This window comes from Microcoleus sp. PH2017_08_TRC_O_A, from assembly GCF_020738665.1.
Classification (GTDB): domain Bacteria; phylum Cyanobacteriota; class Cyanobacteriia; order Cyanobacteriales; family Microcoleaceae; genus Microcoleus.
Map to the genome: position 1 here is coordinate 19,402 of NZ_JAEQCE010000032.1, position 13,190 is coordinate 32,591.

Below are 13,190 nucleotides of genomic sequence, written 5' to 3' on the forward strand. Positions count from 1 at the left end.
TTACCAATTACCAATTACCAATTACCAATTACCAATTACCAATTACCAATTACCAATTACCAATTACCAATTACCAATTACCAATTACCAATTACCAATGACTAATGACTGATGACTGATGACCGATCGCTGACATCCGTTGCCGAACTTCCTGCTTCAATACAAACGAAAAGAGTCGAGAAATTTTTGAGCATTTTCTGGCTCTGGAGTAGTAGCAACCAGCCCGTAAACGCGCTTTTCGACCAAAAAAACTTGACCGACACCTATAGGTTCCTTGGGAGAAAGTGGCTGAAACTCAAACTCTTTTCCCGGGTAGCCGCCCAGGGAAATATCACGCACTTGCAGCAATTTAGCATTTGCAGCCACGACAAAAAAATTTACTGCATTATTTAAAGTAATTTTGATATTCTTGTTGCTAGTCCGAAAATCTAGGTCAAAATATTGAAGTAAATAAGTTTCTTTGTTTTTTAAGATCGACCTGTATGTATGAGTGGTAATTTGAGTTGAAAAAGTTTCAGTATTAATTTTGGGATTTCCCGGCATATCGATCGCAAACTGACCCATTGCCGAGCAAAACGGCTGCCACTCCGGCTGAGGAAGTGGCGCCCGCAGCGGGGCTGCTTCAGCTTTTGCGGGACTGCCAAACTTGACGGCCGAAACAAGTAACGTAGCAGTAACTAGGATTATATGCAGAAATTTCATTTGGGTAAAAATTATATTTGTCCGATCTGCGCTAGCCTAGAAATATATCCGCAAACGAGGGATTTATGCTGAATATTATACGTACTCAACGGCGAGGCAACTCGATCGGCCCAACCAAAACCAGTAAAACTAATAAAACCAATATACTCGCTACTGCAAAGACTTGGCTGGCTATCAGTCTGCTGGTTTCTGTGACAGCTTGTGCAAACAGCCCCAACAGCAAAGCCCTCGAAGAATCGGTAGCCGCCGATCCGAAATTAACCGAAACTCCGCTTCCCGTCCCTGTTGCTCCCCCAGCGACAGCAGTTGAAACCAGCACAACCGCCAAACTTCCTGCCGATTTCCCGACAGAGATTCCACTCTATCCTAATGCTCAGTTAATCGAAGTTGGTGCGCCCAGCGATGGACAGTCAAAAAACGTGCGGCTGCGCTGGGAAAGCACAGATCCGGTTAATTCGGTTCAGAACTTTTATCAGACAGAATTTGGGCGCAGGAATTGGCAAATAGTCAGCCGCCCAACCGCCGAAGGACAAGGTTCTTTGGTAGCAACCCGAGATAAATTGCGGGTAACAGTGTCGCTTTCTGGGACTCAAAAAGTAGGAGGTTCTACAGAATTTGCGATCGACTACAGCAAAGAGGGCCCAGAAATAGCAGCCAGTCCCCAACCTAACAATTCCGAGTCTAGCCCATCTCCAACCGCTTCACCAAGTCCATCAAATTCAGAAGGAACTACTCCAACCCCATCCGCCTCGCCAAAATCAGAAAAAGTTAGCCAACTAGACACCAAAATTCCTCAACAGTTGCAGCAGTACGTGGCAGATTTGGCTCAGTTAGAAGCACTGAAAGTGCGATCTAAAAGCGGTGCCAATTTAGAAACTGGCAACAGTTTACCCGAACCCAACAAAATTGTCACCCGCCGCGAATACGCCCGCTGGTTAGTAGCAGCAAACAATCAGATTTATGCCAGCCGTCAAGCAAAACAAATTAGATTAGCAGTAGAATCTAGCGAACCGGCCTTTTCTGACATACCCAAAACAGATCCAGATTTTGCAGCAATTCAAGGTTTAGCAGAAGCCGGTTTAATTCCGAGTTCGCTTTCTGGAGAAACGAAAGATATGAAATTTCGTCCGGATGCACCTTTAACCCGCGAAACAATGATTCTCTGGAAAGTACCATTAGATACTCGTCAAGTTTTGCCCACAGCCAACATTGAGGGAGTCAAAGAAAAATGGGGTTTTCAAGACGCTTCTAAGATTGATTCCCAGGCGTCGCGGGCAGTTTTAGCTGATTTCAACAATGGAGATTTGGCGAATATTCGTCGGGTTTTTGGTTTTACTACTCTCTTTCAGCCCAAGAAATCCGTGACTCGCGCCGAAGCTGCTGCAAGTTTGTGGTATTTTGGCATTCAAGATCAGGGATTGTCGGCTAAAGATGCTCTGCAAGCCAAGTCTCAACCAGCCCAGTAGAGTTGTTTGGGATGATTAAAAATTTTAAACAAAGCCTCAACTTAAACAAAAAAAGGTTCGTAGTGAGGACTTAAGTCCTTCTTTTGCTGAGGACTTAAGTCCTCACTACAGGTTCGTAGTGAGGACTTAAGTCCTTCTTTTGCTGAGGACTGAAGTCCTCACTAAAAACCTGTTAGATTATCATCCTGACTCTGGTAGAAAAGTCTCGCTACTTTAATTTCTCTGCCCGAGTCACCGCCACAAATCCTTGCAAACGCCATAAATCATACATCTGCCTCTCTGTGCGCGGTGCGCGCGCTACGGGATAGATGTTTTCTATTACTCTTGCTTAGTCTTAATTTCTGTATCCTGCCAGACAAGCGCTGCATTTGGCTGGCAAACTTTGTACATATTTTAACTAACACTTGGAAAAACTCTCAGTAGAATTCCGGATGGGGTAACGGACGTAAGGATAAATGAAAAAGAGTGTTTGAGTCTGGGAGAGCGTTTTCTAATGTACGATATTACCCTATTTACCCCGCAAGACATCGCGAAATGCAGTTTAGTGCTGCGCCAGTTCGGTAGAAATTCTGCTAGTATGGAAGCTAGCAGCCAGAAAATTGTCAAGTATATTTACCAACATTTTTGCGATTCGCAAACTGGAGAAAATAGCTGTGTTTTGGTGCGTTTGTTCAAAACTCATCCCTACGGGGAATTAGAAGAATCATTGCAACAATCCGCCCGCCGCTTAATGAATGGCAAATCCCCTGCCGCCGACATGAAATGCTGGACTCTACTAGCAACCGCAGGCATAGAACCGCAGTGGAATTCTCGGCACACAGCAGTAGAAAATACAGCTATTCCCTTAGTTAGCACCGAAGTAGTAGCCAAAATGCCGGCGATTTCGGAAACCATCAGACAGTTCGGTTTAGATATTCCTACAGTCCTCGGCATCGAGGGAGAAAGGTTTCTGCAATTAGAACCAGCAGTATTAAATATTTTTCACGTATCCGAGGCAAAAGGCAGCCCCTTTATTCCGGAACAAGATTCCTTAATTATCCCGTACAAAGTCAAGTCTGTCTTGGCATTTGGGGGACTTTTGCGATCGGGAAGTTTGTTTACTGTAGTCATTTTCCTTAAAGTAAAAATTCCCCATAGCACAGCTCAATTGTTTAAACATTTTGCACTTAGTGTCAAAACGGCTCTGTCTTTGTCTGACGAAAAAGATGTTTTTAATAATTCAAAAACATCGGCAAATATTGTGCAATCTCACAATGCTTACGAAAATCAATTACTGGAAAATCAAATTGCTAGTTTGATTCAATTGCTGGATTTTTCGGAGCAGGAAATGCTCAGGCAAGCAGCTCGTTTTGAACGGATAATTGATAAGTTGCAGCGCGAACTTGCCGATCGCAAAAACAAGGAACAAGCTTTGCAAGCAAGTCAAGAATCATTCAAAGGCATCATCAATACTCCCGAAGATGTTATTGTGCGCGTCGAGGAAAATCAAGGAATGCACAGTTTTAATCAAGGTGAAGAACTGATTTAATCCAAGTTCAGCAGTCCTGGGCGCACTCCGACAAAGAAACCGGGTTTTTCCCTAAATCTGCGAATCACAACAAAGTTTTCTCGAAAAAACCCGGTTTCTGGCTCCCGCGCGTAAGTCCTATTCTGTTAAAATTGGTTTGTAGTTAGGACTTCAGTCCTTCAAAAAGTCTGAGGACTGAAGTCCTAACTACGAACCTTATTTAGGGTTGGGGGTTCGGGATGCTAAGATCGAGCCGTACCATTTATCTATTGGCGTTTGCTTTGTGACCCGAAATCCTAAATTTTCAATAACTTGTCGGGTTTCGGCGTGAGTGTGACCAGACCACAAGTGATATTCTAAAGACAGGTTTTGCACGAGTTGCCAAGAATCTCGGTCTTCAAATAACAGCCATTCTGCACCTTCGCAGTCTACTTTGGCTAAATCGACGCTGCCGCCAATGCGATCGATCGCCCTTTTCAACGATACCATCGGTACATCACCGTTTTCGCTGACGCGCGATCGCGTTTTTCCCGATACTTCCCGAATATCCAGAACTACTCTACCATCTTCGGCTCCCACAGCCTCCATAAAATAGGTAAAATTGGCAATTTCAGATTGATGTTTGAGGTAAATTTCTAAGTTTGGATTAGCTTCGTAGGCGTGAATTACAGCTTGAGGAAATCGATTCCGGGCGGCGATCGGAAATAACCCGACATTCGCCCCGATATCGAGAACTTTCATCAGCGATTCAGATAATTGTTCCACTCCGTAACAGTCATCTAAAAGCACTTCAATAAATTCTCCATCCATGCCTTTCTCCTCCGGCAAGTTTACTTGTTGGCGATTTCCTTGCACAATTAAATTACCGGGCAAATTAAAGCTAGCAACTCTCTTGAATTCTACACCTAACTTTTGGGCGCGGATTTTACGTTGCAAAAGTTGCAGTATTTTATTGACAAGCATAGAAGAATATTAAAAAAAAATCATTTTTATAATAACGCTCTCTGCGCCCTCTGCGCCCTCTGCGGTTCAAAAAAAATCAGATTCACTTCAGAAAATACGATTCCTACCCAGAAAAAATCTGCTTTAATATATGTCAAAATACGCTCCCAAATCCGGGAATCAAAAATGTTAGAGTTCGATCGCCTATTTCAAACAATCGAAGAATTAGTCATGCTGCACTCACCCAGCGGTGCGGAGTCGGAAATTAACCAGCGGTTGATGGAAAAGTTCGCCGCCCTGGGAGTGAATGCTTGGATCGATCGCGCTGACAATGCGATCGCCCTCATTCCCGGGCGCAATCCCTCCAAGTCGATCGCCATTACCGCCCACAAAGACGAAATTGGCGCCCTAGTTAAAACAATAGGCGAGATCGGCCGCGTCGAAGTCCGCAGGTTGGGTGGCGCGTTTCCTTGGGTTTATGGCGAAGGCGTCGTCGATTTATTGGGCGACAAGCAAACAATTAGCGGCATTCTCAGCTTCGGAAGTCGCCACGTTTCTCACGAATCTCCTCAAAAAGCTCAGCAGGAAGATGCTGCTGTCAAGTGGGAAAATGCCTGGATCGAAACCAAGTGTACTACCGAGGAATTAGCCGAGGCCGGAATTCGACCGGGGACGCGGATGGTGGTAGGAAAGCACCGCAAACAGCCGATTCGCTTGAAGGATTGGATCGCGAGCTACACCCTTGACAACAAGGCTTCTGTGGCGATTTTGCTAGCTCTGGCGGAATATTTGACAGAGCCTGCGGTGAATGTTTATTTGGTGGCGTCGGCGAAGGAGGAGGTTGGGGCGATCGGGGCTTTGTATTTCACGCAGCGCCAGCCGTTGGATGCGCTGATTGCTTTGGAAATTTGCCCGATCGCGCCGGAATACCCGATCGCAGATGGCGAAAACCCGGTGTTGCTGGTTCAGGACGGCTACGGAGTCTACGATGAAGGATTGAACGGCCAATTAGGCGCAGCAGCCGCAGCAGTCGATGTAGAGGTGCAGTTGGCGGTAATTAGCGGTTTTGGAAGCGATGCTTCGATCGCCATGAAGTTCGGCCATGTGGCCCGCGCCGCTTGTTTGAGTTTCCCCACCCAGAACACCCACGGGTTCGAGATTGCTCATCTCGGGGCGATCGGCAATTGCGCCGCCATTCTCAAAGCCTACTGCGAGCAACTTTCGGACGACTAGAAAAAAACTTTCGCAAAGTAGTTGACAAATTCAGAAAGATTAGTTAAGGTAATAAAGGTGCGGAACACAAGCAAACGCAACGAAAAACGCGCCCCCATCGTCTAGAGGCCTAGGACACATCCCTTTCACGGATGCGACGGGGATTCGAATTCCCCTGGGGGTATTGAAAATCTAACTCTGATATCAAAATGATATCTAGCAAGTGGTAAAGGCAACAACCCCAACCCACACGCTAGGTATCATTTTTGCATTTGGTTGGTTGAACTTCCTCTCGTATTGGATAATTGTAAATCCAGACGCGGTTTCAACCGCCCGGTCTTCTTGCTGATTTCATGGAGGTAAGCTAAACTTGTGAATAGACGAGATTTACAAAACATCGCACTCACTCGACTTAAAGAAGTAGAAGTGCTGCTCGAAAATCGTCAATACTCTGGTGCTTACTATCTCAGCGGTTATGTTGTTGAATGCGCTTTAAAAGCTTGCATCGCAAAACAAACGCGGAAATTCGACTTTCCTGACAAAAAAACTGTTTTCGACAGTTACACCCACGATTTAGAAAAACTTGTTAAAGTTGCTAAACTTGATTCCGAATTAAAAACTCTGCTAAAAGATGTAGAGTTTTTAACTGCATGGGTAGTTCTTAAAGACTGGTCAGAAGAAAGCCGTTACCAAAAACATGACCGACAAAAAGCCCTCGATATTTACTCAGCAATTACCGACAGCAATCACGGAATTTTACAATGGGTACAGCAACATTGGTAAGTCAAGAAATAGCAGAAGGTCAAAGACTAATAGACGCTCTTAATGCAGCAGGTGTATCAGTTGATTCTGCTCTCTGGTTCTACGCACCAGAACCCGAAACCTGGCGATTGATGCTCACATCGCCTTCATATGATAAGAAAGGCCCACTTAAAACTTACCACGAGATACTATCAGTCTTTCGCGAGGTAGAGCCAGAATTGAAAATTGATTGGACAGCCCTTGTCGCAGTCAGTGTCAAAGATGAATTAATTCAGGGATTGCGCGAGTTACAACAACGTTTCAAATCAAGTTTTTCAGGGAGACGGATAACGAATCAAAGCGTCAATCATAGGTATATTGATGATGCTTACATTTATCAAATCAAGTGAATCAACTCTCGATCGAGCTGATATATCATGCAATAATGTTTACTTAATTCGTAGGGTGTGGATCCACGAAAAATTCCTAGCTACCTATCGACAATTTAAGATATCCGCACCTGAACACAATGGTTTTATAAATAAACACAACATTTATTCGGCAGTATTTTTTTGTTGAAATTCAGATCGCGACTGAGGCGGTGCGTGACCAATAATTTTTTGATGGTACCCGCCACGTGATTTATCCGTGGAATCAATCCCAAATCGAAAATCTAAAATCCTCTCTTCCCCCGAATTTATCCGTCTGTACATATTTTCCTGGTTTTGATGTAAAGATTTATCGCCGTCACACACCCTACAATTAACTAATCAACTCTAAATTCGAGACTAAATGATGCGTTATGCGATCGTCATTGAAAAAACACCCAATAACTATTCAGCTTATGCGCCAGATTTACCTGGATGTGCAGCCACAGGCGCTACCCTTGCGGAAGTACAGCAGGAAATTAAAGAAGCGATCGAATTTCACTTAGAAGGGTTGCGAGAGGAGGGTTTACCAATTCCCGAACCAACTACTCTCTGTGAGTATCTAGAAGCACGGTAGTAGGACAAAATATTTCATAAATTAAGTCGGCAAAATTCAATTATAATCTACTCTAAAGAGGATATTGTCGAACACTTCTTCGTCCAACAGTAACAACTATATCATTCCAAATCCGCAAGAGCGACTTTCAAGCAAGCACGAACTTCCTTCCAGTCACGTTCCGACAGATGACCAATTAGAACTAAGTTGGAAGATGGCGGTAGAGTGACAATAAAACTGCGAAAAACCGAAACGACTCGTAAACCTGCTGTGGCCCAATCTTGGAGTATATAATCAGTTATACCTAAAGCAGTTGTCTGTGTAGTCAGTAGTCCAGCTATTACATCGCGGCGGGTTGTGTTATAGGTAACTGATGATAGAATTACCGCCGGACGACGTTTAATGCCAGTGACACCAGGAAAATCTACTGTCACCACATCACCAGGATTAAAAGACACTATTAAATCTCCTCGTTTTCAGGAAAAATGGTGGCCGCATACTGCAAAGAAAATGTAGTCACATCGAGTTTATCTTCTTCAGTCCAAGTCTCGCTTTCATCGACAACCGATAGATTTTGCTGCACCAAATCGTTGAGAATAAGAGTTGCCAAGCGCAGTCTATCCTTTGGTGAAAGGGTAGAAAGAACGCGATCGTAAACTTCTCGAACAGTAGTTGACATAGCAAATCCTCCTGCTGCTTATCTTCTGGAACACTTAGGGCAGGTTGATTAGATTATAGCTTAAAAAATTAATAAATTTATGCTAGAATTGAATTCTAATTTTTAACCCCAGATTCACCTATGCCAACTTTAACTGATATTGGCACTCTCATTATCCGCGATCCGCACCTTCGCGGTGGCATCCCTATTATTGCAGGTACTGCCACATCGGTGCAGCGAATCGTAGTCTTATACAAACAAGGTAATAGTGCTGAGGAAATAGCAGCGGATCTGGATCATCTCACCCTAGCGCAGGTTTATGCTGCACTGACTTATTATCACGCAAATCGACCAGAAATAGAAGCAAATTTAGCGACCCAACAAGCAGAATATGAACGTTTTGCAGCATTAAATCTGCTAAAAATGCAGGAGACAGCATGAGCTGAATTCGTCTTTACTTTAGTGTTTTAAATGAGGACTAAAGTCCTCACTACGAACCTAATTACCAAGTAAGTATATTTATTTTTCGGCTATTCGATCGAGCTTTTCCCTCACCAACAAATCTAGCAAAGAACGCAGCACAAACAAGCCAGCGCATCCCGACACAGCAAAAGCTACGATCGCCCCCGTTTGATATCCGCCCACCAGCAGCACTGCACCCGTCAGCCCCCCAAAACCAGCCATACAGGCAAAAATCAGAGTTTTCAGGGCGAGATTGATGCGTTTCAGGGCGCGATCGCTCTCGATGTTGCGGACACGAATTTGCAACTCCCCATCTTCTATCCGCTGTTCCAAACGCTTGATAAAAACTTGCGATTTACTCGGCTGCTGCAACTTGTAGGTGATAAAATTTCGTGCTTGGAGAGCCAATTCTCCGATCGCACTTCTGCGCCCTTTACTCACCGCAATACTCTTGACAAAAGGCTGAGCGCATGATAGGAAATTGTAGTGAGGGTCGAGAGTTCTAGCAATGCCGTCGAGAGTCGTCAGCGACTTGACAATAAACATCATTTCTGCTGGCAACCGAAACGGTTGTTGCTCGAACATGATGTACAGTTCGTTCTTGATTTCATTGAATGCTTGAAAGTCGATCGGCTTATCAATAAACTTATCCAACAGAAAAGCAATCAGCCTGCGTACCGGCATCATATCCGGCATCGGCTCCACTAAGCCGATCGCAATTAAAGTATCCAGTACCCGATCGGTATCCTTTCTCAGCACAGCAAAAAAAGTCTTGACCATTTCGTCCTTAGCCAGAGACTTCACTTCTGCCATCATCCCAAAATCGTAAAATATCAAGCTACCATCTTCTGTTACCGCCAAATTTCCCGGATGCGGGTCAGCTTGAAAAAAACCGTCAATTAACAACTGCTTCAAGTAACAGGAAATTCCGAGTTGATTGAGCTTCGTAATATCTACTCCAATCGCCTCTAAACTGATCCTGTCGTCCACCTTAATCCCCGGCGCGTATTCTAAAGTCAGCACTTTTTTAGTCGTGTATTGCCAGTAGACTTTCGGGACAATAATCTGAGGATATTCTTGAAAATTATGGCTGAAGCGATCGGAATTTTTGCCTTCTTGTACGTAGTCAATCTCTTGATATAAAATCTTAAAAAACTCGTGATAAAGAGATTCTAAGTCGTACTTGCGCGTCCCTGGTAAATAGCGATCGCACAAACGCATTACTTGGCGCACCGCCTTGACATCCAAATCGAATAACCTTTCCAAACCCGGACGCTGCACCTTCACAATCACATCTTCCCCCGTGTGCAGCCTCGCTTTGTGCACCTGTCCCAGACTCGCAGCAGCAATGGGCAACGGGTCAAAATCCCGGTACAAAGCGTAAATATCCTTGCCTAACTCTGATTCTACAAGGGCGATCGCCTCTTCGGAACTAAACTCAGGAACCCGATCCTGCAACTGTTCCAACTCCTTCACGTACTCCAGCGGCAGCAAATCCGCACGAGTGGAGAGAGACTGCCCGATTTTAATAAAAGTCGGGCCCAAATCCAGCAAAGTATTGACCAACCAATGGGCACGAATTCTTCTAGTATGAGCAGACTTATCTTGCAGCAGTCCATCCCACCACAAAAAAAACATAAACTTTGCCGTCGCAGCAAAAACGTCTATTTGTCGTGCCAGCGGCGAATATTTAGAACGTTGCCAACGCAGGAGTTTAGGTGCAGCTTTTGTGAGCATAAGATTCGTCGCGATCTATTGAGGTGCACCGCAACGATTTTAACTGGAAATTGCAGCAAGCGATCGGCTCAGATAGAAATACCCGACAAATAACGGAATTTACTTGCAGCCAAACACCTTCAACAGTTGACCTGGGACAGTTGACCTGGGACAGTTGACCTGGGACAGTTTGAAAGCGAACTCTACCTAGAAGGAAGAGGATTGGAGTAATGAATAGTCTGATTTTAATTTCTCCCTCAAAGACTTGGGGCTTTTAACCAATTCTTTCTGGTCAGTTTATTTCACAGCCAGATGCTTGCGTTTTTGAATCAACAATCCAATTCCAATGCTAAGCCGGGAATTACAGTCCCCTCCGGTACCGGTACGGGTGTCGAGTCGTCGGCTATGCGGTAAACAGCCCCTCTTCCCACGCGAAACTCAGAGAAGTTCCCGCAATCAGACAAACAAATCAAAAAGGATGATTTGGTAAGGTTTGCTATATTTTCTAATCTCCCTATTAACGCAAGTTTTAGCCTGTTCGCTGGCAATTCAGGGCCGCTTCTCAACCGAACTATTATTATAGATTCAACAGTTCCGCTGGAATTTTTGGCAAAGTCAGAGTAAAAGATGTGCGGCACAACTCGTCAGATTCAGAACTTTCTGCCGGACAACTAGACACATCAATAGTACCATTCAAGTGCTGCACTAAAGACTTTACCAGGGCTAGACCCAAACCCGTACCGGCGATCGCTTTGTTGGTAATGCCAGTACCGCGACGGAACTTTTCAAAGATGTGGGGCAAATCAGCATCAGGAATGCCACGCCCGAAATTAGACACACTCAGGACAATATCGCTGGCTACCTCAGACGCCTTGAAAACTACCGTTGTTTCTGAAGTCGAGTATTTTCCAGCATTCGTCAGCAGTTCCAGTAGTACCCGCTTAAGACTGTCCGGGTCGCTTTCCAAGGAAGGGGTAAACTTCGGCACATCCACCTTCAGAGTCAATCCCTTATCCGCCCACTTTTTCTCAAAATCCACAACTAAATCTTTAATTAAAAGGTTGAGATCGATGTTGACTGGATAAAGAGGGAGTGGCTGACGCTCTAATTGCTTGAAGGTTAGCAAATCCTGAACCAGGGCGGCTTCCTTAGCACAATGCTGCTCTAGAATGTCGAGATAATTAGCCCGACTTGCTGATGGCTGTTCGGCCTGTTTGAGCATCAGAATCGCCAGATTCATGATTGTCAAAGGGGTTCGCAACTCGTGACTAACATTGTCGATAAACTCGTCTTTGATCAGCTTCAATTTGCGTAGTTGATCTAGTTGATTGGCAGATTGTTCGTGCAGTTTCTCCTGCACGTTGATACTTTCTTCCAACTCAGCATCTCTTTTTTGGACTTGGGTTTGCACTTCCTTGAATATCTGAGTTTGAATAATCGCCCTGCTCGCTTGAGCGCAGACTGATTCCAGAATTTCTAATTCTTCAGGGTTCCAAGGGCGCGGCTCGGAGTGCTGCAAAACCAAGAACCCTAAGACAATTTCCTGTCTGCTTGCGTGCATGATGGGAATTACCAGCAACCCCCGAATACCTTGGAGTTTCAAGATTTCTGCGGCTCCCTCTTCTTCCTTGTCGATTAATTCGCTGGCGTCAGCAAGGGCGAGAGGTTGGGGTGCGCTCTGGAATGCTTGACCGCACAAATTAGATTCCGACAGCCAAAAAGCGGGAGAGTTATTTTGTTTGGAGTTAGAACTTTTGGATTTGGAATTAGCACTTTTTGCCTGGGTTTTGGGTTTGGCTTTCGAGCTTTGTTTTCCAGAATTTTTTGGTTCTATTGTTAGTTTACCTTCATTTTTGGTTGATGCAGATTCGCCAATTAATACTATTTTTGCTTTGGGAGTTTGATTGACGGAGGCTTTTGTTAAGGGGAAGTCTGTATCTTTGAACAGCAGTATTTGACCTCTATCTACTTGCAAGGTATTGACGGTATTTTCAATAATTTGCTGCAAAAATTGATCGACTTCTGAACTGGTGTCGATCGCAGTAGCCACTGACCTGAGTAGATTTTTGTATTTAGCTTGTTGCTGTAACTGTTCGTTTAAACTGGCAATTTCTTGAGTTTTTTGAATGTGAGCAATCGCGATACCGATCGCCTCTGATGCTGCTTCTAAGCGCTGGCGATCGGTTGCTGACCACTCGTGAGGTTGCAACTTACCAAGAACGATCGTCCCATTTACAGCCCCTCCAAATCGCGCAGGCGCTGCCAAAATTGCCCGACAAGGCAGCGGTGTCACAGGGGAATTGGGCGATGAAGCTGTCAAAGGAGTATCAAGATAGTCGGAGATCCCTACTATCTCGCCGTCTGCTAGCAGGTTTGCGAAAACAGGATGTTCGAGCGATATGCTAGGCGATTCTAATTTTGTGCTTTGGGAGTCTTCGGGTATCTTACTTGCATCCGCAGCGTTTAGCAGATCGCTCTTCTGAAGCCAGCAAGCATTCGGAATTACTACTTTCTGGTCAGCTACAGCAGCAACCAAACAGAAATCTACCCCACAAGCAACCCCCAAAGTTTTTGCTATTTGTAGCAGCAGGATTTCTCGATCGATGTTGGTCGCGAGAATTTGGTAAATTTGCCGCCCGACAAGGGCAGGATCGACCTGGTACTGCATAAGACGATCCAGAAATTTTTGGACTGATACTGGTTCTGCCATTTGTGGTAGATGCAAAGTGCGAGACTCTGAAGGCGATTGGTCGATCGGAGTAAAGTCTTGATTTCCCTGGTAATCGATCATGGCAACGAA

13 protein-coding genes and 1 tRNA gene are annotated in these 13,190 nt (G+C 44.8%); 8 read left to right on the top strand and 6 right to left on the bottom strand.

The window, feature by feature from the left end; translation table 11 throughout:
• Positions 1-156: 156 nt before the first annotated feature.
• Positions 157-702, bottom strand: a complete 546-nt coding sequence (locus JGK22_RS13030) for a hypothetical protein (protein WP_293176482.1) — start codon at positions 700-702, stop codon at positions 157-159.
• A 65-nt stretch (positions 703-767) separates the two neighbouring features.
• On the opposite strand from JGK22_RS13030, the gene JGK22_RS13035 reads away from it, so the two are divergent.
• Together JGK22_RS13035 and JGK22_RS13040 are read left to right on the top strand one after the other, a co-directional pair.
• Entirely contained in the window at positions 768-2,168 is a 1,401-nt protein-coding gene (locus JGK22_RS13035) for an S-layer homology domain-containing protein (RefSeq protein WP_293189535.1), read from the top strand.
• Between the two features lie 493 nt (positions 2,169-2,661).
• Positions 2,662-3,696, top strand: a complete 1,035-nt coding sequence (locus tag JGK22_RS13040) for a histidine kinase (RefSeq protein WP_293176486.1) — start codon at positions 2,662-2,664, stop codon at positions 3,694-3,696.
• A 195-nt stretch (positions 3,697-3,891) separates the two neighbouring features.
• Here the strand turns inward: JGK22_RS13040 and JGK22_RS13045 are convergent, their stop codons facing one another.
• Positions 3,892-4,638, bottom strand: coding sequence for an FkbM family methyltransferase (locus tag JGK22_RS13045; RefSeq protein WP_293176488.1), 747 nt, complete (start codon positions 4,636-4,638; stop codon positions 3,892-3,894).
• 165 nt (positions 4,639-4,803) lie between these two features.
• Between JGK22_RS13045 and JGK22_RS13050 the strand changes: the two genes are divergently transcribed.
• The 5 genes from JGK22_RS13050 (at position 4,804) to JGK22_RS13070 (ending at position 7,575) form a co-directional block, all read left to right on the top strand.
• Positions 4,804-5,850 carry a M42 family peptidase gene (locus tag JGK22_RS13050; protein ID WP_293217181.1) on the top strand — a complete coding sequence of 349 codons (1,047 nt, stop codon included), beginning with the start codon at positions 4,804-4,806 and terminating at the stop codon, positions 5,848-5,850.
• A 90-nt stretch (positions 5,851-5,940) separates the two neighbouring features.
• Positions 5,941-6,013: transfer RNA gene (locus JGK22_RS13055), tRNA-Glu, on the top strand.
• Between the two features lie 188 nt (positions 6,014-6,201).
• Entirely contained in the window at positions 6,202-6,612 is a 411-nt protein-coding gene (locus tag JGK22_RS13060) for a HEPN domain-containing protein (RefSeq protein ID WP_293176492.1), read from the top strand.
• Positions 6,591-6,980 carry a hypothetical protein gene (locus JGK22_RS13065; protein ID WP_293176494.1) on the top strand — a complete coding sequence of 130 codons (390 nt, stop codon included), beginning with the start codon at positions 6,591-6,593 and terminating at the stop codon, positions 6,978-6,980. Before JGK22_RS13060 ends, JGK22_RS13065 begins: the two co-directional genes overlap by 22 nt.
• Positions 6,981-7,362: 382 nt before the next feature.
• Positions 7,363-7,575, top strand: a complete 213-nt coding sequence (locus JGK22_RS13070; protein ID WP_325315532.1) for a type II toxin-antitoxin system HicB family antitoxin — start codon at positions 7,363-7,365, stop codon at positions 7,573-7,575.
• A 101-nt stretch (positions 7,576-7,676) separates the two neighbouring features.
• Here the strand turns inward: JGK22_RS13070 and JGK22_RS13075 are convergent, their stop codons facing one another.
• A complete protein-coding gene (locus JGK22_RS13075; protein ID WP_293176496.1) occupies positions 7,677-8,012 on the bottom strand; it encodes a type II toxin-antitoxin system PemK/MazF family toxin in 336 nt (111 codons plus the stop codon).
• A gap of 2 nt (positions 8,013-8,014) precedes the next feature.
• Entirely contained in the window at positions 8,015-8,233 is a 219-nt protein-coding gene (locus JGK22_RS13080) for a hypothetical protein (protein WP_293176498.1), read from the bottom strand.
• A 120-nt stretch (positions 8,234-8,353) separates the two neighbouring features.
• On the opposite strand from JGK22_RS13080, the gene JGK22_RS13085 reads away from it, so the two are divergent.
• The gene (locus JGK22_RS13085) at positions 8,354-8,653 is read left to right on the top strand and encodes a DUF433 domain-containing protein (RefSeq protein WP_293176500.1); all 300 of its coding nucleotides are present in this window, start codon (positions 8,354-8,356) and stop codon (positions 8,651-8,653) included.
• A gap of 78 nt (positions 8,654-8,731) precedes the next feature.
• Here the strand turns inward: JGK22_RS13085 and JGK22_RS13090 are convergent, their stop codons facing one another.
• Positions 8,732-10,411, bottom strand: a complete 1,680-nt coding sequence (locus JGK22_RS13090) for an AarF/ABC1/UbiB kinase family protein (protein ID WP_293176502.1) — start codon at positions 10,409-10,411, stop codon at positions 8,732-8,734.
• Positions 10,412-10,967: 556 nt separating this feature from the next.
• A complete protein-coding gene (locus tag JGK22_RS13095) occupies positions 10,968-13,181 on the bottom strand; it encodes a GAF domain-containing protein (protein WP_293176504.1) in 2,214 nt (737 codons plus the stop codon).
• Positions 13,182-13,190: the final 9 nt, after the last annotated feature.

Excerpts from the sequence above, each read along its gene's own strand:
- JGK22_RS13080 (WP_293176498.1), bottom strand. The coding sequence starts at position 8,233 with ATGTCAACTACTGTTCGAGAAGTTTACGATCGCGTTCTTTCTACCCTT.
- JGK22_RS13095 (WP_293176504.1), bottom strand. The coding sequence starts at position 13,181 with ATGATCGATTACCAGGGAAATCAAGACTTTACTCCGATCGACCAATCG.
- JGK22_RS13085 (WP_293176500.1), top strand. The coding sequence starts at position 8,354 with ATGCCAACTTTAACTGATATTGGCACTCTCATTATCCGCGATCCGCAC.
- JGK22_RS13050 (WP_293217181.1), top strand. The coding sequence starts at position 4,804 with ATGTTAGAGTTCGATCGCCTATTTCAAACAATCGAAGAATTAGTCATG.
- JGK22_RS13030 (WP_293176482.1), bottom strand. The coding sequence starts at position 702 with ATGAAATTTCTGCATATAATCCTAGTTACTGCTACGTTACTTGTTTCG.
- JGK22_RS13090 (WP_293176502.1), bottom strand. The coding sequence starts at position 10,411 with ATGCTCACAAAAGCTGCACCTAAACTCCTGCGTTGGCAACGTTCTAAA.
- JGK22_RS13045 (WP_293176488.1), bottom strand. The coding sequence starts at position 4,638 with ATGCTTGTCAATAAAATACTGCAACTTTTGCAACGTAAAATCCGCGCC.
- JGK22_RS13065 (WP_293176494.1), top strand. The coding sequence starts at position 6,591 with ATGGGTACAGCAACATTGGTAAGTCAAGAAATAGCAGAAGGTCAAAGA.
- JGK22_RS13040 (WP_293176486.1), top strand. The coding sequence starts at position 2,662 with ATGTACGATATTACCCTATTTACCCCGCAAGACATCGCGAAATGCAGT.
- JGK22_RS13035 (WP_293189535.1), top strand. The coding sequence starts at position 768 with ATGCTGAATATTATACGTACTCAACGGCGAGGCAACTCGATCGGCCCA.
- JGK22_RS13070 (WP_325315532.1), top strand. The coding sequence starts at position 7,363 with ATGATGCGTTATGCGATCGTCATTGAAAAAACACCCAATAACTATTCA.